24 protein-coding genes are annotated in these 26,175 nt (G+C 64.4%); 14 read left to right on the top strand and 10 right to left on the bottom strand.

Going from position 1 to position 26,175, the window contains the following annotated elements; all coding sequences use genetic code 11:
* Position 1: 1 nt before the first annotated feature.
* Positions 2-955, top strand: coding sequence for a UDP-N-acetylmuramate dehydrogenase (gene murB / locus D1227_RS12435; protein ID WP_411710418.1), 954 nt, complete (start codon positions 2-4; stop codon positions 953-955).
* A 51-nt stretch (positions 956-1,006) separates the two neighbouring features.
* On the opposite strand, the gene D1227_RS12430 is transcribed toward murB, so the two are convergent.
* Positions 1,007-3,064: a TonB-dependent receptor plug domain-containing protein gene (locus D1227_RS12430; RefSeq protein WP_119404907.1), complete on the bottom strand. Its 2,058-nt coding sequence runs from the start codon at positions 3,062-3,064 to the stop codon at positions 1,007-1,009.
* A gap of 240 nt (positions 3,065-3,304) precedes the next feature.
* On the opposite strand from D1227_RS12430, the gene D1227_RS12425 reads away from it, so the two are divergent.
* From D1227_RS12425 to lpxC, 6 genes are all read left to right on the top strand, one after another.
* Positions 3,305-3,799 carry a YbjN domain-containing protein gene (locus D1227_RS12425; protein ID WP_158586643.1) on the top strand — a complete coding sequence of 165 codons (495 nt, stop codon included), beginning with the start codon at positions 3,305-3,307 and terminating at the stop codon, positions 3,797-3,799.
* Positions 3,800-3,940: 141 nt separating this feature from the next.
* The gene (locus D1227_RS12420; RefSeq protein ID WP_119404905.1) at positions 3,941-4,849 is read left to right on the top strand and encodes a D-alanine--D-alanine ligase; all 909 of its coding nucleotides are present in this window, start codon (positions 3,941-3,943) and stop codon (positions 4,847-4,849) included.
* Complete coding sequence (locus D1227_RS12415; RefSeq protein WP_119404904.1) at positions 4,837-5,706, top strand: cell division protein FtsQ/DivIB; 870 nt, start codon at positions 4,837-4,839, stop codon at positions 5,704-5,706. The genes D1227_RS12420 and D1227_RS12415 overlap by 13 nt, the downstream gene beginning before the upstream one ends.
* A 7-nt stretch (positions 5,707-5,713) precedes the next feature.
* Positions 5,714-7,009: a cell division protein FtsA gene (gene ftsA / locus D1227_RS12410; protein WP_119375247.1), complete on the top strand. Its 1,296-nt coding sequence runs from the start codon at positions 5,714-5,716 to the stop codon at positions 7,007-7,009.
* A gap of 92 nt (positions 7,010-7,101) precedes the next feature.
* On the top strand, positions 7,102-8,517 hold the full coding sequence (ftsZ, locus tag D1227_RS12405) for a cell division protein FtsZ (RefSeq protein ID WP_119374734.1): 1,416 nt from the start codon (positions 7,102-7,104) through the stop codon (positions 8,515-8,517).
* Positions 8,518-8,668: 151 nt separating this feature from the next.
* Positions 8,669-9,589: a UDP-3-O-acyl-N-acetylglucosamine deacetylase gene (gene lpxC, locus D1227_RS12400; protein ID WP_119404903.1), complete on the top strand. Its 921-nt coding sequence runs from the start codon at positions 8,669-8,671 to the stop codon at positions 9,587-9,589.
* Positions 9,590-9,647: 58 nt separating this feature from the next.
* Here lpxC and D1227_RS12395 read toward each other — a convergent pair whose 3' ends face one another.
* Positions 9,648-10,115, bottom strand: a complete 468-nt coding sequence (locus tag D1227_RS12395; protein WP_119404902.1) for a helix-turn-helix domain-containing protein — start codon at positions 10,113-10,115, stop codon at positions 9,648-9,650.
* Positions 10,116-10,304: 189 nt separating this feature from the next.
* On the opposite strand from D1227_RS12395, the gene D1227_RS12390 reads away from it, so the two are divergent.
* From D1227_RS12390 to ligA, 3 genes are read left to right on the top strand one after another with little or no spacing between them, the layout of a single operon-like run.
* A complete protein-coding gene (locus D1227_RS12390; protein ID WP_119374737.1) occupies positions 10,305-11,111 on the top strand; it encodes an outer membrane protein assembly factor BamD in 807 nt (268 codons plus the stop codon).
* Positions 11,112-11,162: 51 nt separating this feature from the next.
* Complete coding sequence (locus tag D1227_RS12385; protein WP_119404901.1) at positions 11,163-12,863, top strand: DNA repair protein RecN; 1,701 nt, start codon at positions 11,163-11,165, stop codon at positions 12,861-12,863.
* Positions 12,860-14,962: an NAD-dependent DNA ligase LigA gene (ligA, locus tag D1227_RS12380; RefSeq protein WP_119404900.1), complete on the top strand. Its 2,103-nt coding sequence runs from the start codon at positions 12,860-12,862 to the stop codon at positions 14,960-14,962. Before D1227_RS12385 ends, ligA begins: the two co-directional genes overlap by 4 nt.
* Positions 14,963-14,975: 13 nt before the next feature.
* On the opposite strand, the gene D1227_RS12375 is transcribed toward ligA, so the two are convergent.
* Positions 14,976-16,787 (bottom strand): aminopeptidase P family protein, encoded by a 1,812-nt coding sequence (locus D1227_RS12375; RefSeq protein ID WP_119404899.1) that lies wholly within the window; start codon positions 16,785-16,787, stop codon positions 14,976-14,978.
* A 45-nt stretch (positions 16,788-16,832) separates the two neighbouring features.
* A complete protein-coding gene (locus tag D1227_RS12370; protein ID WP_119404936.1) occupies positions 16,833-17,693 on the bottom strand; it encodes a 50S ribosomal protein L11 methyltransferase in 861 nt (286 codons plus the stop codon).
* A gap of 74 nt (positions 17,694-17,767) precedes the next feature.
* Here D1227_RS12370 and D1227_RS12365 point away from each other — a divergent pair, with 74 nt between their 5' ends.
* Entirely contained in the window at positions 17,768-18,643 is an 876-nt protein-coding gene (locus tag D1227_RS12365; protein ID WP_233350158.1) for a peptidylprolyl isomerase, read from the top strand.
* Between the two features lie 6 nt (positions 18,644-18,649).
* On the opposite strand, the gene D1227_RS12360 is transcribed toward D1227_RS12365, so the two are convergent.
* Together D1227_RS12360 and D1227_RS12355 are read right to left on the bottom strand one after the other, a co-directional pair.
* Positions 18,650-19,324 (bottom strand): dienelactone hydrolase family protein, encoded by a 675-nt coding sequence (locus tag D1227_RS12360; RefSeq protein WP_119404898.1) that lies wholly within the window; start codon positions 19,322-19,324, stop codon positions 18,650-18,652.
* A gap of 93 nt (positions 19,325-19,417) precedes the next feature.
* Positions 19,418-20,047, bottom strand: coding sequence for a hypothetical protein (locus tag D1227_RS12355; protein WP_119374742.1), 630 nt, complete (start codon positions 20,045-20,047; stop codon positions 19,418-19,420).
* 148 nt (positions 20,048-20,195) lie between these two features.
* Between D1227_RS12355 and dapB the strand changes: the two genes are divergently transcribed.
* Positions 20,196-21,005 carry a 4-hydroxy-tetrahydrodipicolinate reductase gene (gene dapB / locus D1227_RS12350; RefSeq protein WP_119404897.1) on the top strand — a complete coding sequence of 270 codons (810 nt, stop codon included), beginning with the start codon at positions 20,196-20,198 and terminating at the stop codon, positions 21,003-21,005.
* Between the two features lie 108 nt (positions 21,006-21,113).
* Positions 21,114-22,364, top strand: coding sequence for an acetyl-CoA C-acetyltransferase (locus D1227_RS12345; RefSeq protein ID WP_119404896.1), 1,251 nt, complete (start codon positions 21,114-21,116; stop codon positions 22,362-22,364).
* Positions 22,365-22,426: 62 nt separating this feature from the next.
* Here D1227_RS12345 and D1227_RS12340 read toward each other — a convergent pair whose 3' ends face one another.
* From D1227_RS12340 to D1227_RS12325, 4 genes are read right to left on the bottom strand one after another with little or no spacing between them, the layout of a single operon-like run.
* On the bottom strand, positions 22,427-23,707 hold the full coding sequence (locus D1227_RS12340; protein WP_119404895.1) for a TolC family protein: 1,281 nt from the start codon (positions 23,705-23,707) through the stop codon (positions 22,427-22,429).
* Positions 23,704-23,907 (bottom strand): YgaP family membrane protein, encoded by a 204-nt coding sequence (locus tag D1227_RS12335; protein WP_119374746.1) that lies wholly within the window; start codon positions 23,905-23,907, stop codon positions 23,704-23,706. The genes D1227_RS12340 and D1227_RS12335 overlap by 4 nt, the downstream gene beginning before the upstream one ends.
* 20 nt (positions 23,908-23,927) lie before the next feature.
* Complete coding sequence (locus D1227_RS12330) at positions 23,928-24,389, bottom strand: thioredoxin domain-containing protein (protein WP_119404894.1); 462 nt, start codon at positions 24,387-24,389, stop codon at positions 23,928-23,930.
* Complete coding sequence (locus tag D1227_RS12325) at positions 24,386-25,669, bottom strand: NAD(P)/FAD-dependent oxidoreductase (RefSeq protein ID WP_119404893.1); 1,284 nt, start codon at positions 25,667-25,669, stop codon at positions 24,386-24,388. Before D1227_RS12325 ends, D1227_RS12330 begins: the two co-directional genes overlap by 4 nt.
* A gap of 145 nt (positions 25,670-25,814) precedes the next feature.
* On the opposite strand from D1227_RS12325, the gene D1227_RS12320 reads away from it, so the two are divergent.
* On the top strand, positions 25,815-26,174 hold the full coding sequence (locus tag D1227_RS12320) for a rhodanese-like domain-containing protein (protein WP_119404934.1): 360 nt from the start codon (positions 25,815-25,817) through the stop codon (positions 26,172-26,174).
* Position 26,175: the final 1 nt, after the last annotated feature.

The following is a 26,175-nucleotide window of genomic DNA, read 5'->3' as shown; positions in this document are numbered from 1 at the left end:
ATTGGGCGACTGGCGAGGCAATCTCCCGCCTGCGAGGGGCAAGCTGCTGCATGATCAGCCGCTTGCGCCCTACACCTGGTTTCGTGTTGGCGGGCCGGCGGATGTGCTGTTCATTCCGGCCGATGAAGACGATCTGGCGGACTTCCTGAAGGCCCTGCCGGAAGAGGTACCGGTTACCTTCATGGGGGTCGGCTCGAACATGATCGTCCGCGATGGCGGGATCGAGGGGGTCACCATCCGGCTCATGGGCGGGTACTGGGGGAAGGTGGAGCCGGCCGGGCCGAATTCGCTGTTTGCAAGGGCCGGTGCGCTCGATCTTTCAGTCGCAAAGGCAGCGGCGAAAGCCGGACTTGCGGGCCTGTCTTTCTTCTCCGGAATTCCGGGAACGATTGGCGGCGCGGTCCGTACGAATGCCGGCTGCTATGGCCGTGAGCTGAAGGATGTCGCCAATCAGATCGAGGGCATTACCCGCTCGGGCGAGCGCGTGCGTTTCGAAGCAGATATTGCACAATACGGCGATCCCAAAGTCGAATTCTCCTACCGCCACACCAACTTCCCGGACGATATCATCGTCACGGGAATCCTGCTGACCGGCTCGGGTGCGGGGGACCCGGAGGTGTTGGAAAAAGAGATTGCAGAGCACCAGAAACGCCGGGCGGAGACGCAGCCCATCAAGGAGCGCACTGGGGGATCGACCTTTGCCAATCCCGACCCGCCCGGCACGCCAGACCAGCGCTCCAGCTGGAAGCTCATCGACCAGGCAGGGTGCCGCGGATTGCGGGTCGGTGGGGCGCTAGTCAGCGAAAAACATTGCAATTTCCTGATCAATGCAGGCGATGCGACGGCCGCCGATATCGAGGCGCTGGGCGAGCTTGTGCGGGCGCGTGTGCTGGATGTGACGGGGGTCGACCTGCGCTGGGAAATCCGCCGGATCGGCCGTCTGCAGACGGTATAATTTCCGTACGATTCCAGTCCATTTCCGGTACAAATTCAGTCTGATTGCAGTCTAGAAGCTGCCCTCCAGGCCAATCGTGATGATCGGGCCGAGATTCCAGGTCCGGTCCTCGCGGAACAAGAGCCCGTTCGTGCGCCGCCCATCATAGACCTTCCGGGTAAACTGCTCATCGGTGTCGAGCATGTTGCCGTAGGTGAACGTGCCGGTCATGCCGAAGATGTCCTTGTGCTGGACGAAGGCCCAGGCAAAGGCGGGGCGCACTTCCCAGAGGCTTTCCTGGTCGAGCCGGACAAAGGGGGCGCGGTCATAGCGTTCGGTACCAAAGCCCCAGGCGAGATCAGTGCCCGGAATATCGTGGCGAAACTCGATCAGCCCGCCGATAACGACATCGTCACTGATGCGGCGCGTCTCGCCCGTCAGCGGATCGTCGATTTCGGAATAGCCGGCCTCGACATCGTAATCGAGCTGCGCGCCGCGAAAGCCGACCGGGTCCAGCTTGAACGTCCCGTTCGCCGAAACGGAATAGCGCGTCGCCTTGTCGAGATTGCCGGGGCCTTCGCTGTCCGGGCCGAAGGGAACCCGGTCGACGATGTCCTCGATCGACTCGACAGCGAAGGTCAGCGTGTGAGCGCCCGCTTCGCCATAATCCTTTTCCAGTTCGATCTCGCCGAGCCAGCTCTGCTGCGGCACGATGTCGGGATTGCCCTGGCTGCCATTGCCCGCATTGAGGTTCACCGAGGAGATGAAGTCGCCGAAATCGAGCTGGCCGACTTCGCGCGCCAGCCGGGCGTTGACGGTCAGCGTCTCAGTGGCGCCCCAGGCGAGCGATACAAACCCCTTCGGCCGCGTGAATTCGCGCGTCTGGGCGGCATCGCCCGACTGCGAGAGCTCGGAATACTCCATGCCGAGCGAGGCCTGCACCGAAATGTCCGGGGACAGCCGGCGGCCATGCGTCAGGTTGATTTCGGCGCGCGTCTCCTCGACCCGCGCACTGGCATTGTCGAGCGGCACGACGACAAGGTCTCCGGCATCATCAAGGCGCCGGAGCAGGGCGTCGGCTTCGAGGAAGTTGAACGCGCCTTCGGCCGAGACCTGCCAGTCGCGCCCTTCTGCGGGCTGCCAGCCATATTCGCCGCGCAGGATCGATTCGCCTTCATCGATGGTCTGTTTGAAGATGGTGTGCTCGCTTAGCGTTTCGCCCGCCTGCGTGGTACGCACGCTGTTCAGATAGGGGCTGTGCTCGAAGCGCCAGAGCGCGATCGTCTTCAGCTTTCCCGGGCCGAGCGGGAACTCATAGTCGCCGCCAATCTCCGAGTTCCACTCATCCTCCGAATTGCGGAAGAAGCGCTTGCTGTCAGGCCGGCCATCCAGCGGAAAGCGAAGGGAAAACTCGCGCCCGTCGAATTCATAGAGATTGTACTCGGCATTGAGGTTGGCGACATGGCCGCTCGCCGGGGTCCATTCCAGCGATCCGGAGACGCCCGGCCGGTGGCCAAGATTGGCGACGTCCAGCTTGCGGAATTCGAAGATCTCGCCATCGGCGTCGAAGACATTTTCGCTGCCCTTCGCTGCGCCGCGGATCGGGTCGCCAGTGAGGCCGAGCGTCCAGGTCAAGGCGTCCTGCCGGCCGGTCACCGAGACCGTGAACCTGTCATAGGCGGGCGGCAGGTTTTCGCGGAAGCGGAATGACCAGTCCCAGGTGCCCGACACGCCGCTCACCCGGGCGGTGACATTCGCGACCTGGCCGGAGAGGCCCGGCACGTCCAGCGTCGCGCCGTCGACGACGGAAATTTGCTCTACATTTGTAGCAGGAATACGCTCAAGGGCTTCGCGGGTGGTGACGGACTTGCCGGAGATCCGCCGTCCATTGATCAGGACATTGCCTTCGGCCTGACCCAGCCCACGGTCTCCGGAATTGTCCTCGCGGATCGAAAAGCCGGGGATCCGGCTGACCATGTCGAACGCTGTTCTCGGTGAATACTGGTCGAAATCACCGGGGCGAAAAACATGCGTGTCCAGCTCCGCGCTATCGGCATGCGCGGCGGGCAGGGCGGTGAAATGCTGGGCGCAGGCAAGGGTGCCCGCCAGGAGGGCGGTTTTAATATACATTCCGACGTTTCCTTCTTGCGAAGCCTCTTCTGTGACCCGAGGCCCGTTACAAGTGTAACGACAAGAATCCGGCGGATGGTTCAACTTACCAAACCGTAATGTAGTGTGACCATTTCAAGGCAAGCCTGCGCGCGCAAGGCCTGATGGTGCGGATGCTGCCGGGCGCCGCTGCTGGCTGGCGTCTGGACGCTCGGCGCCTGCACTTCTAGACTTCGCGAATCGGTAATGGAGGCCCGACCCATGAAATCACTTCTAACCGCCGCTGGACTGCTTGCGCTATCGCTGTCAGCCCACGCACAGGAAACCATCGTTGAATATCTGAGCGATGACGTGGTCCAGACCGCCTTCACCGAAAACGGCTCGAGCGATGCGCAAAAGCTCAGCTCGGACGGCGAGGAGCCGATCTGGGGCGGCACGATTGACGGTTATACCATCTACCTGTCGGGGGTTGCCTGCGATGAGATGGACCAGCAGTGCCATGGCCTGCGTCTCATTTCCATCCAGAATTACCCTGGCAACGTCACAGACAAGGCCGCTTTCCTTGCCAGCACGAACGAGATGTTTGCCGCGGTCAAGACAGCGTCCTTCGACGATGAGAACTGGATGATCAACTATTACGTCATCCTGAATGGCGGTGTGACACAGCAGAACATCAACGAGCTGACCGGCATATATGTCGACCTCGTGGAAACCATGTTCGACCGGCTTTCAGGGGACGCCGAAGAGTCCGAATAGGCGCCGTCGGCCCAGGCCGGCGCGTGGAAAATTCCGCAGCGCCCGATGCACGCAGTGTAGCACTGCCTTAATTTCTCGCCGCCACCATGATTGTCTCGGCGCCGGGCCCGCCCGGCCCGGCTGACACAATCGGAGGATGGCATGAAGCGCGTCGCAGTGGTTTACGGGGGCTGGTCTTCGGAGCGGGAGGTGTCCGTCTCTTCGGGCACCCAGATGCTGCGGGCGGCGAAGGCTGCCGGTTATGACGCTGTCGGTATCGATGCCACGCGCGACCTTGCCCGACAGATCGCCGAGGCCGCCCCGGACGTCATCCTGAACGGCCTGCACGGCCCCTGGGGCGAGGATGGCTGCGTGCAGGGGCTCTTCGAGATCCTCGACATACCCTACAGCCATTCCGGCGTGACCGCGTCTGCCATCGCGATGGACAAGCGCAAGTCCAAGGCGGTCTACCAGCAGGCCGGGCTGGACGTCGCGCAGGACGTGGCCGTCACCCGCGAAGAAGCTGCGCGCGCCCACCCGCTGAAGCCGCCCTATGTCATCAAGCCGGTCAATGAAGGATCGAGCTTTGGCGTGGTCTTCGTGCGCGAGCAGAACAATGGCCCGTCGCAATTCGTGCTGTCGGACGATTGGAAGTACGGCGACAACCTCATGGCCGAGGAATACATCCCCGGACGCGAGCTCACCGTAGCGGTTCTGGGCGACAAGCCACTGGCTGTCACCGAGATCACAACGTTAAGGGAGTTTTACGATTTTGATGCAAAATACGCAGCAGGTGGATCGCGCCATGTCGTGCCGGCGGAGGTTCCTGAGCACATAACGCAAAAGGCTCTGGAAGCAGCTCTGAAGGCGCATCAGGCGCTCGGGTGCCGAGGCGTGACGCGGTCCGATTTTCGATTTGACGAAGACAAGGACCGGCTCGTGATACTGGAAACAAATACCCAGCCAGGCATGACACCGACCTCCCTGGTCCCGGAGCAGGCGGCCTATACCGGCATGCCGTTCGAGGATCTCGTCAGCTGGATGATCGAGGATGCTTCATGCCGCAGGTAAAGGGCAGGAAACAGCCGCAGAAGGCCGCCGCGCGCGGGCGCAAGCAGCCGCCGCCACCGCCTGAGCCGGACTATGAGCGCGTAGATGCGTCATCGGTCGTGTTCGGCCTGGTCATGGTGCTGGCCGTGATCGTGGCCGGCGCCGCGCTGATCGGCGGGTCGCTCGCCAAGGTCGGGGACCGCGTCGATGCCGCGCTGGACGGCATGGCGGGCGCGACCGGCTTTGCCGTTGAGGACGTGAAGGTTGTTGGGCTGGAAGGCCATCCGACACTGCAGGGCATGGTCAAGCGCATGTCGGAGATCGAGCCTGGCGAGAACATGTTCCGGGCCGACCCCCATGCCATCCGCCGGCGTGTCGTTGAGACGGGCCAGGTGACCAATGCGCGGGTCTATCGCCTGTGGCCGAACCAGATCCTGATCCACGCCTCGCCCGCCGAACCGGTGGCGCTGTGGCACAATGGCGAGGCCTGGAAAGTGGTCGACAGTCTCGGCCGGACGGTCGAAGGGCTCGACCCGAAGGATCACCCTTCACTGCTGCGCCTGTCGGGGGCGGAGGCGCCGGATGGTGTGCAGGCCCTGCTGCGGGCGCTGTCGCGCAACCAGGACATTGTCCCTGAGGTTTCCTATGCCCAGCGCGTCTCCGCGCGCCGCTGGGATGTGAAGCTGCGCAGCGGGCTGACCATCCAGCTGCCGGCCGACGCGAAGATCGACCGGGCCGCCGCTGAACTTGCCGCCCTGGATGCCCGCGCGGAGCTGACCGACCGCGAGATTACCCGCGTCGACCTGCGTGTGCCGGGGCGTGCTTACCTGAAACCGAAACGCAATGCCGGGCCGGGAAGCGCGCCCGCAGAAAGCTGATCACATCATGGCCAGAGCTGACGCGAAACTGAAACCGGCAAAAGCCGCCCGTATCGGGCAGGCCATAGCGTCGCTCGACATCGGGTCCTCCAAGATCACCTGCCTGATCGGCCGGTTCGATCCGTCCTCGCGGGCGGGTTTTTCCTTCCTCGGGGGCGGGCGCCAGCAGAGCCGCGGCTTCACCGGTGGCTCGATCAAGGACATGGAAGCGCTCGAACGCTCGATCCGCCTGGCGGTTGAGGATGCCGAGCGTGAGGCCGGCGAGCGGATCGAACAGGTCGTGCTCGGCATTACCGGTCCGAAGGTGACGTGCGAATTCGTGGCCGCGGCGATGGACCTTGGCGGGCGCGAGGTGACCCGCAAGGACATGAAGAAGCTGCACGCCATGGCGCTCGGCAAGGTCAATCCCAAGCAGCGCGAGATCCTCAGCGCGCATCCGGTCCTCTACAAGCTCGACGACCAGGAAGGGATCAAGGACGCCGCCGGCATGATCGGCGACAAACTGTCCGTACTCCTGTCGGTCATCACCGCGCCGAGGTCGCTGGTGCGCAATCTCGTCGAATGCGTTGGCCGCGCTCACCTGCAGGTCGACCGGATCATTCCGTCGGCCGTGGCAAGCGGCGCGGGCACGCTGATCGATGACGAGATCGAGAATGGCGCGCTATGCATCGACATGGGCTCCGGCGTGACGGCGGCCTGCGCCTTCATCAACGGATCGCCGGCCTGGCTGGGCCTTGTCCCGGCGGGCGGCTCGAACGTCACGGGCGACCTGGCGCAGGGCATCGGCACGACCTTTGCGGCAGCCGAGCGGATGAAGACGGTCCACGGTACAGCCGATACGGCCAGCCCGGGCCTTGCCGAACGGATCGAGGTTCCCCGCCTCGGCGACGATGGCCGCCTCAATGCCAGCCGCATGGCGCGCGGCGAGCTCGCCGCCATCATCGCCCCGCGCATCGAGGAAACCTTCGAATATGCCGCGAAGATGCTGGCCGGCAGCGAACTGAAGAAAATCATGCCGAGACGGACCGTACTGACAGGCGGCGCAAGCCAGCTCCCCGGTGTGCGCGACATCGCCTCACGCGTCCTGCAGCAGCCAGTACGCCTCGGAAAACCGATCGAGGCCGACATTTTGGGTGAATCTCATGCCAATCCGGTCTTTTCCACAGCTGCAGGTCTGCTATCGTACGAATTCAGGGGATTTGTAGACGTGGCACGGGCTGGCAGCACGTCTGAAGCCGCAGGAGGACCAGGCGGGAACGGACTTCTGAACAAGGTGTTTCGCTGGCTCAGTGAAAATTTTTGAGCCGCGAAGCGTCCACTTAACCGTCTTTTAGTTCAGGGCGGCCAGAGTGTTCCTCGGACACCCCCTTCGGTAGATTGGCAAAGGCGCATAGAATGACTCAGGAACTCAAGCCCAGGATCGTCGTATTCGGTGTTGGTGGAGCCGGCGGAAACGCCGTCGACAACATGATCGACGCCAACCTGCAGGGCGTGGAGTTTGTCGTCGCCAATACTGACGCGCAGGCCCTTGAACGTTCGAAGACCGAAAGCCGCATCCAGCTTGGCCTTGAGACCACATCCGGTCTCGGCGCGGGTGCGCGGCCTGAGGTCGGCGCTGCGGCGGCCGAAGAATCCATCGAAGACATCAATGAATACCTTGAAGGCGCCCACATGGTCTTCATCGCTGCTGGCCTTGGCGGCGGAACGGGGACGGGTGCTGCGCCGATCATTGCAAAGGCGGCCCACGACAAGGGCATCCTGACTGTCGGTGTCGTCACCAAGCCGTTCAGCTTCGAAGGCGCGCGCCGCATGAAGATTGCCGAAGGCGGCCTTGAGCGCATGAAGGCGTCGGTCGATACGATGATTGTCGTCCCGAACCAGAACCTTTTCCGCGTCGCCAATGAGCGCACGACCTTCGCCGAAGCCTTCCGCATGGCCGATGACGTGCTTTATTCCGGCGTGCGCGGCATTACCGACCTGATGGTGATGCCGGGCCTGATCAATCTCGACTTTGCAGACGTCCGCACGATCATGAAGGGCATGGGCTCTGCCATGATGGGCATGGGCGAGGGCGAGGGCGAAGGCCGCGCGCTTGAAGCTGCCCGCGCCGCGATCGACAACCCGCTGCTCGACGATGTGTCGATGACGGGCGCCAAGGGCGTGCTGATCAATATCACCGGCGGCTACGACATGACCCTGTTCGAGCTGGACGAAGCGGCCAATGAAATCCGCCGTGAAGTCGACCCGGACGCCAATATCATTCTCGGCTCCACCTTCGATCCCGAGCTTGAAGGGCGCCTGCGCGTCTCGGTTGTCGCGGCCGGTATCGACAGTGCCATCGGCATGGGCATCGTGGAAACGCCGGCGCAGACGGTCGAGGCCGTTGCCGAAAAGCGCGATGAACCGGCGCCCGCCGCTGAAGAACGCCCCAAGGTCGTCGTTCACGACCAGCAGCAGGAAGACATGTTCGAAACCGATCCGCGCCCGGACTTCCGTGGCCGTCCGCTGCCGGCCGCCCACATGGAAGGCACAGAAGGGGGCGACCAGGTTTCCGCCGATCAGGTCTTCAACCGCCCGCAACCCCAGCCGCAACCCGCGCAGAAGTCCAAGCGGGGCGAGGATGATGGCGGCGCAGGCTTTGCCAACCTCTTCGGCTGGCGCAAAGGCACCGCCCAGGGTGACAATGACCAGGAGGATGTCGATTTCGACGAGAAAATCGTCTCCTCGCCGGAAGACCATCCCGATGCCGCACCGTTCGACGATGCGGACCTCGAAATCCCGGCCTTCCTGAGGCGGTCAGCAAACCACTGACAGCAGTCGGTTTTGTAACAGGATTATCCATTTGAAAACAGGGCTTTGGCGTATGCCGGGGCCCTGTTTGTCATATTGCGAAACATTCCTTGTTTTGAACCAGGGGCGAGACTCCTTTTCTTAGCAGTGTCAGGAAATAAGGGCGTCCCTCATGAGTAGCGTTCAGGTGCAGCAGACCGTCAGTTGTCCCGTGGTTTGCGCCGGTGTCGGCGTGCATTCGGGCGCCCGCGCGCGCATGGTGATGAAACCGGCACCTGTCGGGACGGGCATTCGCTTCCGCCGTACGGACATCAAGGACCGGGACAATCTGCTGATGGCGCGCGGCGACCATGTCAGCGAGGTCCAGCTCGGAACAACGCTGCAGAATGCAGACGGCGTGACGGTCGCCACGGTCGAGCATCTGCTCGCCGCCTGCGCCGGTATCGGTGTCGACAATCTCCTGATCGAGATCGACGGCCCTGAAGTGCCGATCATGGATGGCTCCTCGGCTGTCTATTGTGAGCTGCTGCTCTCGGCAGGCCTGCGCCAGCAGGGCGCGCTGCGCCGCCGGATCCGCATCCTTGAAGAGGTGGAAGTGGGAGACGGGGTGAAAACCGCCCGCCTGAAGCCCTCGGCGGACAACTATCTCGCCATCCACGCCAAGATCGAATTCGAGAGCCGGGCCATCGGTACGCAGCAGATGTCACTGCGGCTGCTACCGGGCATGTTCGCCCGCGATATCGCTTTCGCGCGGACCTTCGGCTTTGCCCATGAGGTGGAGTTCCTGAAGTCCAAGGGGCTGGCCCGCGGCGGCTCGCTCGACAATGCGGTGGTTCTCGACGGCGACACGGTCGTCAATCCGGAAGGCCTTCGCGCCAGCGACGAGTTTGTGCGCCACAAGATCCTCGATGCCGTTGGCGACCTTATGCTCGCTGGCGCCCCTATTGCCGGTATTTACGAAGCCCGCCAGCCGGGGCATGCGCTGAACAACAAGCTTGTCCGCGCCTTGCTGGATACGCCGTCGGCCTGGTGCTGGGAAACCGATGAAGTCGCTGCGGACATGGAGCCGGTCAGCCTCGCAGCCCGCCAGTAGCGCGCACGGCGCCGTGTAGGCTTCGCATCGGCGCAACGCCTTCAAATCCTGAAATCGGTCAGCTCTTCTCGCGACCTGCCTGCGCCGCATGGCCATTTGTCAGCTGGGTTGCCAGCATGGCCTCTCCGGCCCCTTCGCCATCCGAATCGGCCAGCGTGCGGATCATTGTCGCGATGGCGGCACGCACTTTCTCGTCCTTGATCCGGGCGAGGTTACGTACACATTCGATGGCCAGCCGCGAGGAGGAGACCATTTCGTCCTCGACATCGTCCTTGCCAGTCTCGCCCAGGCCGTCAAAAAACCAGGCTGGAGCGACTTCCAGCTTTTCCGCCAGCAGGTAGAGGCGGCCGGCGCTGACGCGATTGGCGCCTGTCTCGTATTTCTGGATCTGCTGGTAGGAAACGCCCAGCGCATCGCCGAGCTGGTCCTGTGTCTGGCCAGTCAGAATGCGGCGGCGCCGGATGCGCTCGCCGACAATCGTGTCAATTTCCGATGCGGTAAACCCGCCCGATTCCTCGTCATCCATTGCTCGCCTCGCCTTTCTGGCCGGGCGCCTGTAGATCCCGGAATCGGCGTGTTGTGTGTCAATTAAACTAGATAATCGCTGCTTAAAAACAAGCAAGGTAGCAGGAAGTTCCTGTATCGTGCCCTTTACATCGCGGCCCTGAAAGTCAAAGTGCAGGCGCAATCTCCAGCAGCCGGAAGAAGTAGATTGATGGTGCTTTCCTCTCGAACCTGTCTTTTCCTCGTATGTGGCGCGCTCCTGGTCACCTCGTGCAGCTCAAATCGGCGTGCACGCGACCTTGCCTATGTCGAGCGGCCGGTGGAGGCGCTCTACAATGCGGCTGCCGATGAAATGGATGCGCGCGACTATGTCAGCGCGATCGAGCTGTTCAACGAGGTCGAGCGCCAGCACCCCTATTCGGAATGGGCCCGCCGCTCGACGCTGATGTCGGCCTATGCCTCCTACCGCTCGCGGCGCTATGACGATGCCGTCTCCACGGCGCAGCGCTATCTGGCGCTCAACCCGGCCGGGCAGGGCGCGCCCTATGCGCACTACCTGATCGCGCTGAGCTACTTCCAGCAGATTGTCGACGTCGGCCGCGACCAGAAGACAACCGAACTGGCCCGCGATGCGCTGACCGACGTGGTCCGCCGCTATCCGGGCAGTGACTATGCCCGCGACGCGCAGGTCAAGATCGACATGGTCCGCGACCAGCTGGCCGGCAAGGACATGGAAATCGGCCGCTGGTACCTGCGCCGCAACCAGCACCTGGCGGCGGTGAACCGGTTCAAGACCGTGGTCGACGAGTATGAGACCACCAGCCACGCGCCCGAAGCGCTTTACCGGCTGATCGAGTGCTACATCTCGCTGGGCGTGATGGACCAGGCTGTCGCCGCTGCATCGGTGCTCGGATACAATTATCCCGACAGCGAATGGTATGAGGACGGCTACAGGCTGCTCGACCGGCAGGGCCTGCTGGACGTCGCGCCGCCCAGGGTCAGCGCCTCGGTCGAATAGGGTCGCGAAGAACAGACTTGTTCCGGTTTTGTTCTGATGTTATGAGGGCGCATGATCATTGCGCTCTCCATTCGTTCATTCCTGCTGATCGAGCGGCTCGATATCGAGGCCGCTGGCGGCTTCACCGCCCTCACTGGCGAGACCGGTGCGGGCAAGTCCATCATTCTTGACGCGCTGGGCCTCGCCCTCGGCGCGGCAGGAAACCGGAAATTCGTCCGCAAGGATGCCGACCAGGCCAGTATTCTCGTCGAGTTCTGCCTGCCGCCCGACCATGAGGCCTGGGCCCTCCTGTCCGAGCGCGGTGTCGAGGCCTCGCCCTTCGAGACGCTGACCTTGAAACGGGTCATCCCGGCGGACGGTCCGGCGCGGGCCTTCGTCAATGACCAGCCGGTCAATGCCGGCCTGCTCGGCGAGCTTGGCGAAAGCCTGGTCGAAATCCACGGACAGCACTCGGCATCCGGCCTGATGAAAACGGCCCGGCATGGCGACCTGCTCGACACCTATGCCGGCAATGAAGCGCTGCTGCAGGCCTGCCGGGAAAGCTGGAAGGCCTACCAGGCGGCGCGGTCGGCGCGCGAACGCATCGAGACAGACCTGAAAGAGGCCGAGGCCCGCCATGCCTGGCTGGCCGAGACGCTGGAGACGCTCGAGGCGCTCGCGCCCGAGGCCGGCGAGGTCGAGGCGCTGGTATCCGAGCGGTCGATCCTGATGCAGTCGGAAAAGATCGCCGCGGCGGCCGGCGAGGCGGTCGAGGCGTTCGATGGCAGCGATGTCGAAGCGGCCCTTGCGCGCGCCAGCCGGGCGAGTGAGCGGATCCTGTCCTTTGAAGGCCTCGCCGAAAGCGATGGCGCACTGGCGCGGGCCGCCCGCAGCGCTGCCGACGCGCTTGAGCGCGCCCTCATCGAGGCCGGCGAAGCGCGCGCCGCGCTGGATGCGCTGAGTGTCGAGGCCGAGCACGATCCGGACCGGCTCGAGAAGGCCGACCAGCGGCTGCATGCCCTGAAAGGCGCGGCCCGCAAGTTCGGTGTCGAGCCGGACGGCCTGCCGGCGCTGCTCGATGATGTCGCGGCCAAGATCGCGCTCAGCGACGCTCCGCAGGGCGCTATCGACAAGGCCCGCTCGGAAGAGAAGGCGGCCGCAGCGCGCTGGCGCACGGCCGCCGACCGGCTCAGCGAGGCGCGCCGGACAGCGGCGGGCCGGCTGGAATCGGCCATCGAGGACGAGCTCAAGCCGCTGAAGCTGGAGCGCACGCGCGTCCAGGTGCGGTTCGACCCGGTCGGCGACGATGCCTCGGGCCTCAACGGGCGCGAAAAGGTCGAGTTCGAGGTCGAGACCAACCCCGGCGCCGGCTTCGGCCCGTTGCGGCAGATCGCGTCCGGCGGCGAACTCGCCCGCTTTTCGCTGGCCTTGCAATGCGCCCTCGCCGAGACGACGAACGTCCCGGTCATGGTGTTCGACGAAGCTGACCAGGGTGTCGGCGGGGCGGTGGCCGCGGCGATTGGCGAGCGGCTGGCCCGGCTTGCGGGCAACCGCCAGGTCTTCGCGATCACGCACAGTCCACAGGTTGCCGCAGCCGCGTCCGGCCAATGGCTCGTCTCCAAGACAGGTGCGGCCGCGAACGGGCTTGGCGAGACCTTGCTGAAAGGGCTAGATCAGCATGAACGGCATGAGGAAATCGCCCGCATGCTGTCTGGTGCAACCGTGACAGAAGAGGCAAGGGCCGCAGCGACGAGGCTCTTGGAAGATGTATGAACCAGCCCGTTCCCGTCGAGGCGCTCAGCGAAAAAGAGGCCCGGCAGGAACTGGCAAGGCTGGCCATGGAAATCAGGCTGGCGGATGCGGCCTATTACAAGCAGGACGACCCGCACCTCACGGACGCCGAATATGATGCGATGCGGGCCCGCAACAGCGCCATTGAGGCGGCCTTCCCGCATCTCAAGCGCAAGGACAGCCCGAGCGACCGGGTCGGCGTGGAGGTGTCGGAGGCATTCAGCAAGGTCGCCCATGGCGTGCCCATGCTCTCGCTCGACAATGCGTTCTCGGACGAGGATGTCGTCGAGTTCGCCGGGCGGATCCGCCGCTATCTCGGGCTTGATGACGGTGAACGCCTGACCATCACGGCCGAGCCGAAGATAGACGGCCTGTCGCTCAGCCTGACCTACCGGGATGGTGAATTTGTCCGGGCGGCGACCCGCGGCGATGGCCAGGTCGGCGAGGATGTCACGGCAAACGCCCGCACGATTGGCGACATTCCCCGGACCCTTGCCGGCAAGGACTGGCCCGCGACCATCGAGATCCGGGGCGAGGTTTACATGACCGGCGAGGCCTTCAACGCCCTCAACGCATCCCAGGAGGAGGCCGGAAAGAAGGTCTTCGCCAATCCCCGCAACGCGGCCGCCGGCAGCCTGCGCCAGCTCGACGTGTCCATTACGCGCTCGCGGCCGCTGCGATTCTTCGCCTATGCCTGGGGCGAGATTTCCGATCCCTTCGCCGATACCCAGACCGAAGCGGTCGAGAAGCTTGGGCGCTGGGGCTTTGTCACCAATGACCTCTTCAAGCCGCATGACAGCGTCGATGAGCTGCTGGAGGCCTATCGCGACATGGCCGAACGGCGCGCCCTGCTCGGCTATGACATTGACGGGGTGGTCTACAAGGTCGACCGGCTCGACTGGCAGGAACGTCTCGGCTTTGTCAGCCGCTTCCCGCGCTGGGCGATTGCGCACAAATTCCCGGCCGAGCGGGCGGTCACCAAGCTCGAAGCCATCGAAATCCAGGTCGGGCGCACCGGCACGCTGACGCCGGTTGCCCGCCTCAAGCCGGTCACGGTTGGCGGCGTGGTGGTGTCCAATGCCACGCTGCACAATGAGGATGAGATTGCGCGCCTTGATGTCCGGCCCGGCGACATGGTCGAAATCCAGCGGGCCGGTGATGTCATCCCGCAAGTGCTCGGCGTCGTCGATCCCGATGAAAACCGCGCCCCGCCTTTCGAGATGCCGCATGTCTGCCCGGAATGCGGATCGGCGGCGGTTCGCGAGGTCGATGAAAAGGGCGAGGAAGATGTCCGCCGGCGTTGTACGGGCGGCCTGACCTGCCCGGCCCAGGCCGTCGAACGGCTGAAGCATTTCGTCTCCCGCAAGGCGCTCGACATTGATGGCCTCGGGGCCAAGCAGGTCGAGCTGTTCCACAGCCAGGGCGTTGTGCGCGGCCCGCAGGACATTTTCCGTCTGGCCGACCGGATTTCGGATGCCGGCCTGCCGCCGCTGGCCGAATGGGAAGGGTTTGGCGAAACCTCGGCCAATAATCTCTTCGCCGCCATCGATGCGCGCCGCAATCCGCCCTTCCAGCGCTTCCTCAACGGGCTCGGCATCCGCCATGTCGGGGAAACGACGTCCGGCCTGTTCGCGCGCAGCTATCTCAAATGGGATGTCTTCTGGGACACGGTGCAGAAGGCCTCGGAGGGCGACGAGGCGGCCGAAGCCGACCTCATGTCTATCGACGGTGTCGGCCAGACGGCCGTCAACAGCCTCATGGATTTCGCGGGCGAGCCGCACAATCAGGAGATGCTGGCGGCCCTGCTCGATGAGGTTGAGGTGCAGGATGCCGAAGCGGCGGCCAGCGACAGCCCGGTCGCCGGAAAGACCATCGTGTTCACCGGCACGCTGGAGAAGATGACCCGTGACGAGGCCAAATCCCGTGCGACCGCGCTCGGCGCGAAAGTGTCAGGCTCGGTGTCGAAGAAGACCGACATTGTCGTGGCCGGCCCGGGCGCAGGCTCGAAGCTCAAGAAGGCCGAAGAGCTCGGCATCCAGGTGATGAGCGAGGATGACTGGCTGGAGCTGGCCGGGCTCTAGCGCGACGCCGCGATCAAAGCGGCGCGCACTGGGCCACAAGCCAGTCGGCCACCTCGCCTTCAACAAGCGGTCCGATCTTCTCAAGCACTTCGGCATGATAGGCGTCGACCCAGGCCCGTTCGTCCGTAGACAGAATATCCAGATCGATCAGCCCGCGTGCGAGCGGCGCCCAGGTGAGGTTCCTGAAGCCCAGCATCTTGCGCTCCCCGCCCGGAATGTCCGTGGGCGGCGTAACATATTGCAGGTTCTCGATGCGAATGCCGTACTGGCCCTCGCGATAGAAGCCGGGCTCGTTCGACACGATCATGCCGGGGCGCAGGGCGATGCTGTTCCATGCCTTGGCAATGCGCTGCGGGCCCTCATGCACGCCGAGATAGACCCCGACGCCATGGCCCGTGCCATGGTCATAATCGAGGCCGGCCTGCCAGAGCGGGTAGCGCGCCAGGCTGTCGAGATGGGTGCCGGTCGTGCCTTCCGGAAACCGCACCGTGGCAAGGGCGATATGACCCTGCAGGACAAGCGTGTAATGCCGCTTCATGTCTGCCGACGGCGCGCCGATGGGGACCGTGCGGGTCACGTCGGTCGTGCCGTCGAGATATTGCCCGCCACTGTCGACGAGATAGAGCGTGCCGCGGTCCAGCTTCAGGTTCGAGGCCGAGGAGACGCGGTAATGCGGCAGCGCGCCATGCGGGCCGGCGCCGGAAATCGTCTCGAAGGAGAGGTCGTTGAGGCCGCCGAGATCCTCACGGAAGCTTTCGAGCTTCAGCGCCGCATCGATCTCCGTCACCTCGCCGGACTGGGCTTCGGTGTCGAGCCAGTGCAGGAAGCGCGTCAGGGCGGCGCCGTCGCGGATATGGGCCGCTTCGGTGCCCTTGATCTCCGTCTCGTTCTTGCAGGCCTTGGGCAGCAGGACCGGGTCCGGCTGGCGGATGATTTCCGCGCCGGCCGCTTCCAGCTTGCCGAAGAACCAGGCCGAGGCGAGGGCCGGGTCGAGGCTCACCGATTGTTTTCCAAGCTCTGCGAGCGCCGGCTCCAGCTCTTCCATCGGGCGCAGGCGGACCTGGTTGCCAAGATGCGTGCGCAGGGCGTCGGAGGTCTTGCGCGGATCGATGAAGAGATCGGCCGTGCCGTCCGCCTTCAGGATGGCCCGCGATAGCGGCAGCGGCGAGCAGGCGACGTCGCCGCCGCGAATGTTGAACGCCCAGGCGATGGAGGCGGGCGAGGTGATGACAGCGGCGTCGGCGCCATCCTCGCGGAGCGCTGCGGCGATCTTCGCGCGCTTGTCGGTGGCATCCTGACCGGCATGCTCGACACTGTGCGGCACGGTTTTCGTCATCGGCTCGGGCGGGCGGTCGTCCCAGGCCTGGTCGATGGGATTGTCGTCGACAGCCTTGAGCGCCGCGCCGGCCTTCTTTGCCGCGCCCTCCAGCGTGGCGAGATCGTTCGGCGTCATCAGGCGCGGATCGTAGCCGAGCGTCTTGCCTTTCAGCGACTGCTTCTCCAGCCAGCCGAACGGGCCGGGCTCGGGCAGGCCGTGCACCTCGATCAGGTCGGGGTCGGTCTGGTCGCGCACCTGCAGGGTGTAGCGGCCATCGGCGAAGATCGCGGCCATGTCCTGGAAGACCATCGCTGCGCCGGCCGAGCCGGTGAAGCCGGTCGCCCAGGCCAGCCGGTCATTGCAGGCGGGCAGGTACTCGTTCTGGTATTCGTCTTCATGCGGGATGTAGAAGCCGTCGAGACCCTGCGCCTTCATCGCGGCGCGAAGGCGGGGGAGGTTGTTGCGGCCAAGCTGCGGGCCGCCCTTCACATCGAAATTCTGTCTCATACCGCCATACCTAGTGCGAAAGCGGCATCAGCGGAAGGCGGGCCGTCAGCGCATCCGCTCGAAAACGAGGCTCGACCAGCCATCCTTGCGCACGCGGTGGATGAGGCCGAGGCCGCGGCTGGCATAGGCTTCGCGGACCAGCGGCTCCTGATGGCTCAGCAGGCCGGACAGGATGACATGGCCGCCCGGGGCGCTGAGCCCGGCAATAGTGGGTGCGAGACCGACCAGCGGGCGGAACAGGATGTTCGCGAAGACGAGGTCGTACGGACCGTCGCCGCGGATCGTCGTGTTCATGCCGCCACCGGTCTCGAAGGTGTGGAAGGCGTTGGCGACATGGTTCTTGGCGGCGTTCTCATTGGCGACGCGCACGCTGTCGGCGTCGATCTCCGTGCCCCAGGCGCGCTTCGCCCCGGCCTTGATCGCAGCAATGGCGAGCACGCCCGAGCCGGTGCCGACATCCAGCACCTTTTGCGGGCGGGCGAGCTTCAGCACCTCTTCGAAGCCGAGCAGGCAGCCGAGCGTCGTGCCGTGATGGCCTGTGCCGAAGGCGGGGCCGGCCTCGATCAGGATCGGCGTCTTGCCGGGTGCGGACTTCGCCAGCGCATGGCTGCCTGCCACGATGAAGCGCCCGGCCTCGACCGGCGGCAGGCCTTCCAGCGACAGGGTCACCCAGTCACGGTCTTCCAGTGCCTCGATCACCGGGTTTAGCGACGGCGAGGTCTCCAGGATCATCGCCTTGCACGCTTCGGCATCATCAGCGGTCTCGGCATAGGCATCGAGGCGCCAGGCGTGGCGGCCGTCTTCCTTGGCGTCGACGGCGCCGGCCGGTGACGGGTCGGCCCAGGCAAGCGCGTCCCAGGCAGGTTCGATGGCCTCGCGCGGGCCCTTGGCGGTGATCTGGTACATGGGGAAAGGCCCATAGCAGAGCGCTTCAAAGCCGGATAGGGTCAGCCGCATCGAGAGGCGAAAGGATGTCGGTGATGGGTATTCGGATCAATCAGGCGGCCGCGGCAGCGGCCCTTCTCATGGCAGCCTGCGGGGCGGCGCCCGACGGCGTCACGCAGGATGCCGCATCGCCGGAATGGGTGCCGATCCCGGCGGAGAACCTGCTCCTGATCGACACCGAGAAAGGCCCCGTCACCGTCGAGCTCAATCCGGCTTTTGCGCCGGAGCACGCCGCGCGCATGCGGGCCCTGTCGGCGGCGGGCACGATGGACGGGCAGCGCTTCTACCGCGTCATCGAGAGTTTTGTCGCCCAGGGCGGCCTCAAGGACGAGGCGGCCATCGAGGAATGGGCTACGCTCGAGAACGAGAATGACCGGCCTTATGGCGGTGAGCGTTTCGTGCCGCTGGGCAATGAGGACCTGTTCGCGCCGGAGGCTGGCCATATCGACGGCTTCCCGGTCGGCCGGAACGCCGATCTCGACCAGGAGTGGCTGCTGCATTGCCCGGGGGCGATGGCGATGGCGCGCGATACCGATCCGGATTCGGGCTCGACCGAGTTCTACATCGTCCTCGACGCCCAGCGCTATCTCGACCGTAACCTCACCATTTTCGGCCGCGTCATCGACGGGATGGAGCATGTGCAGGCGCTGAAGCGCGGCGAGCGCGCCATCGAGAACGGTGTCATCCAGCCGCCGGAGCGGGGCGACCTGATCGAGCGGTTCCGCGTCGCCTCGGACCTTCCGGACGACGAACGCCCGGCGTGGGAAAAGATGGACACTCGGAGCGATGCGTTCGAGGCCTTCAAGACCTCGCTGCGCGTGCGCGACAATGAGTTCTTCTACCGCAAGCCGCCGGAAGTGCTCGACATCTGCAGCTTCACCGCACCGGTCCGGCCGGCTGGATCGGATTAGCAGATATCAGGGATTGGCCTCGAACAGGGCGAGCGTTCGCTCCAGGGCCAGCCTGTCGCTTTCGGCGTCATAGTCATCCGAGCCTTCACGCGCGAAGCCGTGTCCGGCCTCGTAGAAATAGGTTGGCACGTCAGGATTGGCGGCGGCAAAGGCTTCGCCGTCGGCAACCGGGATGTGCGGGTCGAGCTTGCCGAAATGGGCGATGACGGGGCAATGCGGCGTCTGGTCCTTCGTCCCGGCGAGCAGGGACCCGTAATAGGCTGAAGCCGCCTTGAAGCCCGGAATGTTGCAGGCCGCCAGCCAGGACATGGATCCGCCATAGCAGAAGCCCGTCACGTAGACCGAACCTTCCGGTTCGAGCGCCTCGAAGCAGGCCTTGATATCCATCATCGCATTTTCGAGGCCATTCTGCCGGGCAAGGCCGCCGGCTTTCTGAATGCTCTCGGGTGAGTGATCGTCGACTGAAAAACCCGGCTCGAGCCGGTCGTACATGGACGGGGCGATAACGTGATAGCCATGGCGGGCAAACCGGTCTGCGGCTCGCTTCATGTCGTCATTCACCCCGAAGATTTCCTGCACCATGACGAGCCCGCCCTTGTGCGGGCCGCTGGGGTGAACGTCATAGGCGGCAAACTCGAAGCCGTCCGCCGCTTTCAAATGCATCATTTTTCCATTGAACATGCCTCTTCCTCCCTCCGGCTTGCCGAAAGGAGATAGGGGCTGGCCGGTCCAATCGGAACGGGATGACAAAAAATAGCGAAGGAGGGCCGGGGCCTAGTTGCTCCAGGCCTGGTAGTAGGAATAGCCATCGCGCCGGGCGGTGTAAGTGCTTTCCTTGCGCTCACCATCATCAGTCCAGATGATCCGGTTTTCGCCATAGGCCGGCGCATCGCCGTGCGGACCGGCATAGCGGTCGCGCTGGTCTTGCCAGGACTGGTGAGCATACCGCCCGTCATGATAGCGGCTCTCATGGTAATAGCCGTCACCATGGCGCTCCTGATGGTGCATGTCGCCATGCATCTCCCGGTGATGTTCATGATGGTCGTGCTGGTGGCCGCCATCGTGATGACGATAGGCCGGGCTGTAGCCGCAGCTGGGCGGCGCCATGCGGGTATAGGTCCGCGTATAGGTGCGCACGACGACAGGCTCGGTTGTGTAGCTGCGCGAATATGAGGCCGGTGCGCAGCAGCAGCCGCAGCTCGACGACACAGTATAGGCTGGTTCCACCTCGCGGCGGATGCGCACGACGTGCACCTCCTTGTCGGGATGGTGGACCCGGGCTTCATGCGGGGACAGTGGCGCCGGACCGGGATTGGGCGGCGGGGCATTGCGATACCCATCCGCGAAGGCTGGCAGCGCCGCGGCGGCCAGCAGGCCGGCGCCTGTCAGGATAAGTTTGCGCATGACGTATTCCTCTCGTCCCGGAGATTCCAAAGGCTAACCAGTCGTTAACACGAAAGCCTGAGGCCGGGCAGTCACTTCGCCTCCTGAACGAAATTTTGGCGCACTTGCCCCTATGCGCCTTCTCTCAAAACCGTTTAAGACACGCCGTATGAGTACGTCTTTGAACATCGCGATTGCCGGGGTTGCCGGACGAATGGGCCAGCAGATTGCGCGCACGGCGCTGGCGGCAGGTCATCGCATCAGCGGGGCGAGCGAAGCGCCGGGCTCGCCGAACCTTGGCAAGGATATCGGCGCGATCCTCGACACGTCAATAATGGGCGTGCTGGCGGTGGAAGACCCCGCCGAAGCCTCGAAAGGCGCCGATGTCTGGATCGACTTTACCGCGCCGAAGGCCACGCTCGCCGCGCTGGCCGTCCTGAAAGGCCAGGGCGTGAAAGCCGCTGTGATCGGCACGACCGGGTTTGATGGCGGCCAGGAAGCCGAGATCGCTGAGACGGGCGAAGAGATGCCGATCGTGAAGGCCGGCAATTTCTCGCTCGGCGTGAACCTGCTCTGCGAGCTGACCAGGCGCGCGGCGGAGAGCCTCGGCGAGGACTGGGACATCGAAATCCTCGAGACGCATCACCGCCGCAAGGTGGATGCCCCGTCGGGAACGGCACTGATGCTCGGCGATGCTGCCGCCGCCGGCCGCGGCGCGGACCTCAGGACCCTTCGGCGCCCGCCCTATGACGGGCCGGATGCGAAGCGCGAACCCGGCGCGATCGGCTTTGCCGTGCGACGTTCCGGCGGTGTCATTGGCGAGCATGAGGTCACCTTCGGCTCGGACATGGAAGTGGTCAGCCTTGCCCATACCGCGCTCGACCGGGCCGTCTTTGCGAACGGGGCGCTCGCTGCCGCGCGCTGGGCGGTGCGCCAGCCAGCCGGATTGTACGCCATGCGGGACGTTCTCGGCTTCTGAGCACGGCGCGCGGGGCCCTGACGCAAGGGCAGAGATTGCTATTCCCGAAGGGAAGGGGCCTACCGGACAGATACAAGCCAATAGGACGAGTTGTTTCGGGAGGTTTCCATGGCAGAGGCATACATTATTGACGCGGTGCGCACGCCGCGTGGCATTGGCAAGGTCGGCAAGGGTTCGCTCGCCCACCTTCACCCGCAGCATCTCAGCGCGACGGTGCTGGGCGCGATCCGCGACCGCAACAAGGTCGACACCGCCACGATTGACGATGTGATCTGGGGCACCAGCTCGCAGCGCGGCGCACAGGGTGCCGACATGGGCCGCATGGCCGCACTCGATGCCGGTTTCGATGTGAAGGCCTCCGGTGTGACGCTGGACCGCTTCTGCGGATCGGGCATCACCTCGGTTGCGCTCGGCGCTGCCCAGATCATGTCCGGCATGGAAGACTGCATCATCTCCGGTGGCTGCGAGATGATGAGCTACACCTCTTCGACCGCCGACCCGAAAAACCCGCCGATGATGGATGCCGGCAACCTGCACCTGCGCGAAATGCACCCGCAGTCGCAGCAGGGCTGCTGTGCCGACGCCATCGCAACGCTGGAAGGCATCGACCGGGAAGCGGTCGACCGTCTGGCCGTCGTCTCGCAGGAGCGGGCGAAGAAGGCGATGGATGAAGGCCGTTTCGACAAGTCCGTCATCCCGGTCTACAACCGCGACGGATCGCTCGCCCTCGACAAGGACGAGTTCCCGCGCCCGGGCACCACGATGGAAAGCCTGGCTGGCCTCAAGACCGTCTTCAACATGTTCTGGGACGTGCCGGTCGACGACAAGGGCACGACCTATGGCAACATGATCGAGAAGAAGTACCCGCAGCTGAAGGGCAAGATCCAGCACGTCCACCATGCCGGTAACTCCTCCGGTGTCGTCGATGGCGCTGCGGCCATTCTCCTGACGTCCGAAGGCTACATGAAGAAGCACGGCCTGAAGCCGCGCGCCCGGATCGTGGCCACCGCCAATATGGGCGACGACCCGACGCTGATGCTCAACGCCCCGGTCCCGGCGGCGAAGAAGGTGCTCGAGAAAGCCGGCATGACGACCGACGATATCGACGTCTACGAGATCAACGAAGCCTTCTCCGTCGTCGCAGAGAAGTTCATCCGCGACCTCGGCCTCAACCGTGACAAGGTCAACATCAATGGCGGCGCCATGGCACTCGGCCACCCGATCGGCGCGACGGGCTCGATCCTGATTGGCACCGCCCTCGACGAGCTTGAGCGCTCCGGTGGCAAGTACGGCCTGGTCACCATGTGTGCGGCGGGCGGCATGGCCCCGGCCATCATCATCGAGCGCCTCGACGCCTAAACGGCTTCGCGGTCCTCAGGCGGATTGAAATTTGACGCGGCACGGCCTTGGCCTGTGCCGCGTCATCCGTTTTGCAGGAGCTGGTCCTTGAGCCCGGACATGAGCGCCAGCAGGTTGGCGCGGGTGACCAGCAGGTCGGCGGCGGCCGCGCGGTGCGCGATCGCGGCGCGGCTATACTCATCCTCGGCATCGAGCAGGTCGGTCAGCGTCCGCAGGCCGAGATCATGCTCGCGCCGGGCGCCTTCGGCAGCAATCGCTGCGGCCTCCTCAGCGGCGATTGCGGCCTCCAGCGACTGTTCGGCAGCGATGATCCTGAACCAGACGGCCTGAACGCTTTCGTTCAGTTCCATCTGCCGGTCCCGCAGCGTGGCATCGGCGATGCGCCGCCCGGCACTGGCCTGGTCGATGGCGGCAGGCTTCACCCCGTTGGTGAAGAGCGGGACCTCGACCGTGACAAAGGCGCCGATGTCGGAGATCGGGTCCTCGAAGAAGAAGTAGACATCCTCACCGGCCGACGCCCGCGCTCTCAGCGAAACTTTCGGGCCGAACTCGCCGCGCACTTGCGACTCGCGCGAGCGGGCGGCAGAGAGTGCTGCGCGCGCGGCGGCGAGGCCGGTATTGTTCTGCTGGGCAATCGAAAGGCTGCTCGCCCGCGTTTCCGGCAGGTCGAGACTGATAGCCTCGATGTCGAGCGGCGTTGCATCAGGCTGGCCCGTCAAGCGCTCGAAGCGCAGCTTCGCGGCTTCGTACTGGGCCTCTTCGCCCGCGAGCCGGGCGCGCGCGGAGGCAAGGCGTGAGGCGGCCAGCGCGGTATCGGTCCGGGTGGCAAGGCCCTCTTCGGCATTGGCGCGGGTTTCTTCCTCGCGAAGACGCAGGGTTTCCACCTCCGCCTTGCGGACCGCCACGGCCTCCGCCGAGAGCCACAGATTGGCATAGGCCTGAACGGTCTGCAGCGTAATGGACTCTTCGGTGCCCAGCTTCATCTGGCGCGCGGAGTCGAGCCCGAACCGGGCGGCGGACTCCGCCGAGGCGAGGCTGCCGGATGCATAGAGCGGCAGTTCTGCCTGCAGGGCGACCTGCCGGGGATACTGGTTGACGCTGCCTGTCGTGAAATCGGTCGCCGATGCGCCAAGCTGTGCCTGAGCGCCGACGCTGACGCCGCGCTGGCCTTTTGCCTGCGCAAGGCCCGCCTGCGCCGCATCGAGGCCGGCTTCTGCGGTCTCGATACCGGGCGAGACGGTCAGCGCCTGGCGTACGGCGTCCGGCAGGCTGACAGGATCGGCCGCGGCGGGCAGGGCGAGGACTGAAACGGCCGTCAGGAAGGCGGTCGGTCTCCAGCTCATTTGAACGCGTTTCCCGGCCGCACGCCAAGCAGCTTGAAAATCATCGCTGCCGGGCAGAATCCGGTGAAGGCGGCCTGCAGCATGTTGAGGCCGGCAAAGGCACTCAGCAGGTAGAACCAGGGCGTCACCCAGTAGCCAAGGGCGAGACCAGCCAGCACGACGAGGCCGGCAAAAGCGAGAACAGCACGATCGAGGTTCATTTTCAGGGTCCTTTCAAGGCTCAGCTTGTAGAGGTTTGGGGTGCGATACGGGTGCTCTTCACCCAGTTGACGAGATCCTTCGCCGGCAGGGCGCCCGCGCGCTGATCGGCGATCTTGCCCTTGTCGAAGGCGAAAAGGGCCGGAATGCCGCGAATGTTCAGCCGCGCCGAGGATTGCGGATTGGCGTCCGAATTCAGTTTCAGGAAACGGACCGTTCCGCCGAAATGCTGCGCGGCGTCGGCATAGGCCGGCGCCATCATCCGGCACGGGCCGCACCACGGCGCCCAGACGTCGAGAATGAACCCGCCCTCGTCCTTGGCCAGCATGCGGGCCAGCACCTTGTCGTCGACATCGACGGGCATGCTGGACGCCAGGGCCGTGCTGCAGGTGCCGCACTTTCCCTTTGACAGGTTCGCCCCGGCGGGCACGCGGTTCACCGCGCCGCAGGAGGCACAGACAATATGCTGGCGGTCTGAGGTCATTCGGATTCAACCCCTTTCAGCTTGTGGGTCTTGAGCAGGCTGAGGGCCACGTTCTCGTAGAAGGTCTCGGACTGCCCGGTGCGCAGCTTGTGCAGGAAGTATTTCTCGAAACCGGCTTTCGCGAGGTGGACCCAGCCACCCGAGGCCGACCAGTTGACGTTGCGCGGCGGGATCTGCGGCTGGGCAATGAAGGCGACGCCGCCATCGCCGAAGTCTGCCAGGCAGACGGCATTCCAGGTCGCGCGGTGGGTCGGTTTTTCGCCCTCGATCAGCTGCTTGATGTTGCGGGCTGTCGCCTCGACCATGGATTCGATCATGAAGCCGGTTTTCGGCACGCCGACAGGCACGGGTGTCTTGCCGACAGGCGGGATGGCGATGCAGACGCCGATCCCGAAAATCTCCGGCCAGGTCGGGTTCTGCTGGTGCTCATCGGTGATGATGAAGCCGCGCGGATTGGACAGGCCCTCAACATCGCGCACAGCTGGTACGCCGCGGAAGGGCGGCATCAGCATCGTGTAGTTCGACGCGATTTCGTGGGTCTGCTTGACCGAACCGTCCTCGTTCAGCTCCTCGGCGATGACCTTGTCAGCCTCGGCGCGAACGATGCGGGCATTCGTGATCCACTTGATGTGGCGGTCGCGTATCTCGCTTTCGAGCAGGCTCTTGGTGTCGCCCACGCCGTCGAGGCCGAGATGGCCGATATACGGTTCTGGGGTGATGAAGGTCATCGGAACGCGGTCGCGGATCTTCCGCTTGCGCAGCTCGGTCTCGATGATCATGGCCGTTTCATAAGCGGGGCCGAAACAGGAGGCGCCCTGTGTGGCGCCGATCACGACGGGGCCCGGATTGTCGCAGAAGGTCTCGAAATTGCTGGCGCCTTTGACAGCGTGGTCGATATGGCAGACGGACTGCGTGTGTCCCTGCGGCCCAAGGCCTTCGATTTCGTCAAAGGCGAGTTCGGGGCCGGTTGCGATGATCAGGTAGTCGTAATCGACTTTTGAGCCGTCCGGCATGTGGACGCATTTTCCGGCAGGATCGACCTTTTCGGCCCGGCCAACGATCAGCTCGATCCCCTTTTTCTTCATGGGTTTCGCCAGATCGAGCGTAATGTCCTTGCGGTCACGCCAGCCAACCAGCACCCAGGGGTTCGATGGCTGGAACTGGTAGTAGTCGGTCTCACTGATGATGGCGACCTGGTGTTTCTTGCCCAGCGTCTTGCGCGTTTCGAACGCGGCAATCATGCCGCCGAGGCCTGCACCGAGAATGACAATCTTAGACATGGTTCTCTCCTCCCACGCCGAAAAATAGTGTATTTTAGAACTTTAGCAACTACGCAATATACCTTATATGCAGCCCTGAGACGATTTGATAGACGAACCGCCTGATGCGCCTGCAAGGCAAGTCGGCGAAGAAACGGAGAATGAGATGAGCGACAAATATGACCTCGCACCGGAACGTGTTTTCGAAGACCTGAAGGCCGGCAAAGTCCTGCTTGTCGATGTGCGCGAGCCCTCAGAATTCGCGAATGAGCGCATTCACGGCGCCCTGCTGCATCCGCTCTCGACCTTCGAGCCAAAAGCCATCCCGACCGATGGCAGCCGCCAGGTCATTTTCCAGTGCGGATCGGGCAAGCGCTCACGCATGGCGCTTGAGCAATACCTGAAAGCCACGGACGCGGACGCCGCCCACCTCGCAGGTGGGATCGGCGCATGGAAAACCGCTGGCCTGCCATGCATCCGGCTGGACCCGTCGACGGGCCAGATCATCGATAGCGGGAAGTACTGAA

This window comes from Henriciella mobilis (assembly GCF_003576315.1).
Classification (GTDB): Bacteria; Pseudomonadota; Alphaproteobacteria; order Caulobacterales; family Hyphomonadaceae; genus Henriciella; species Henriciella mobilis.
This window is presented reverse-complemented; position numbering and strand designations above follow the sequence as displayed.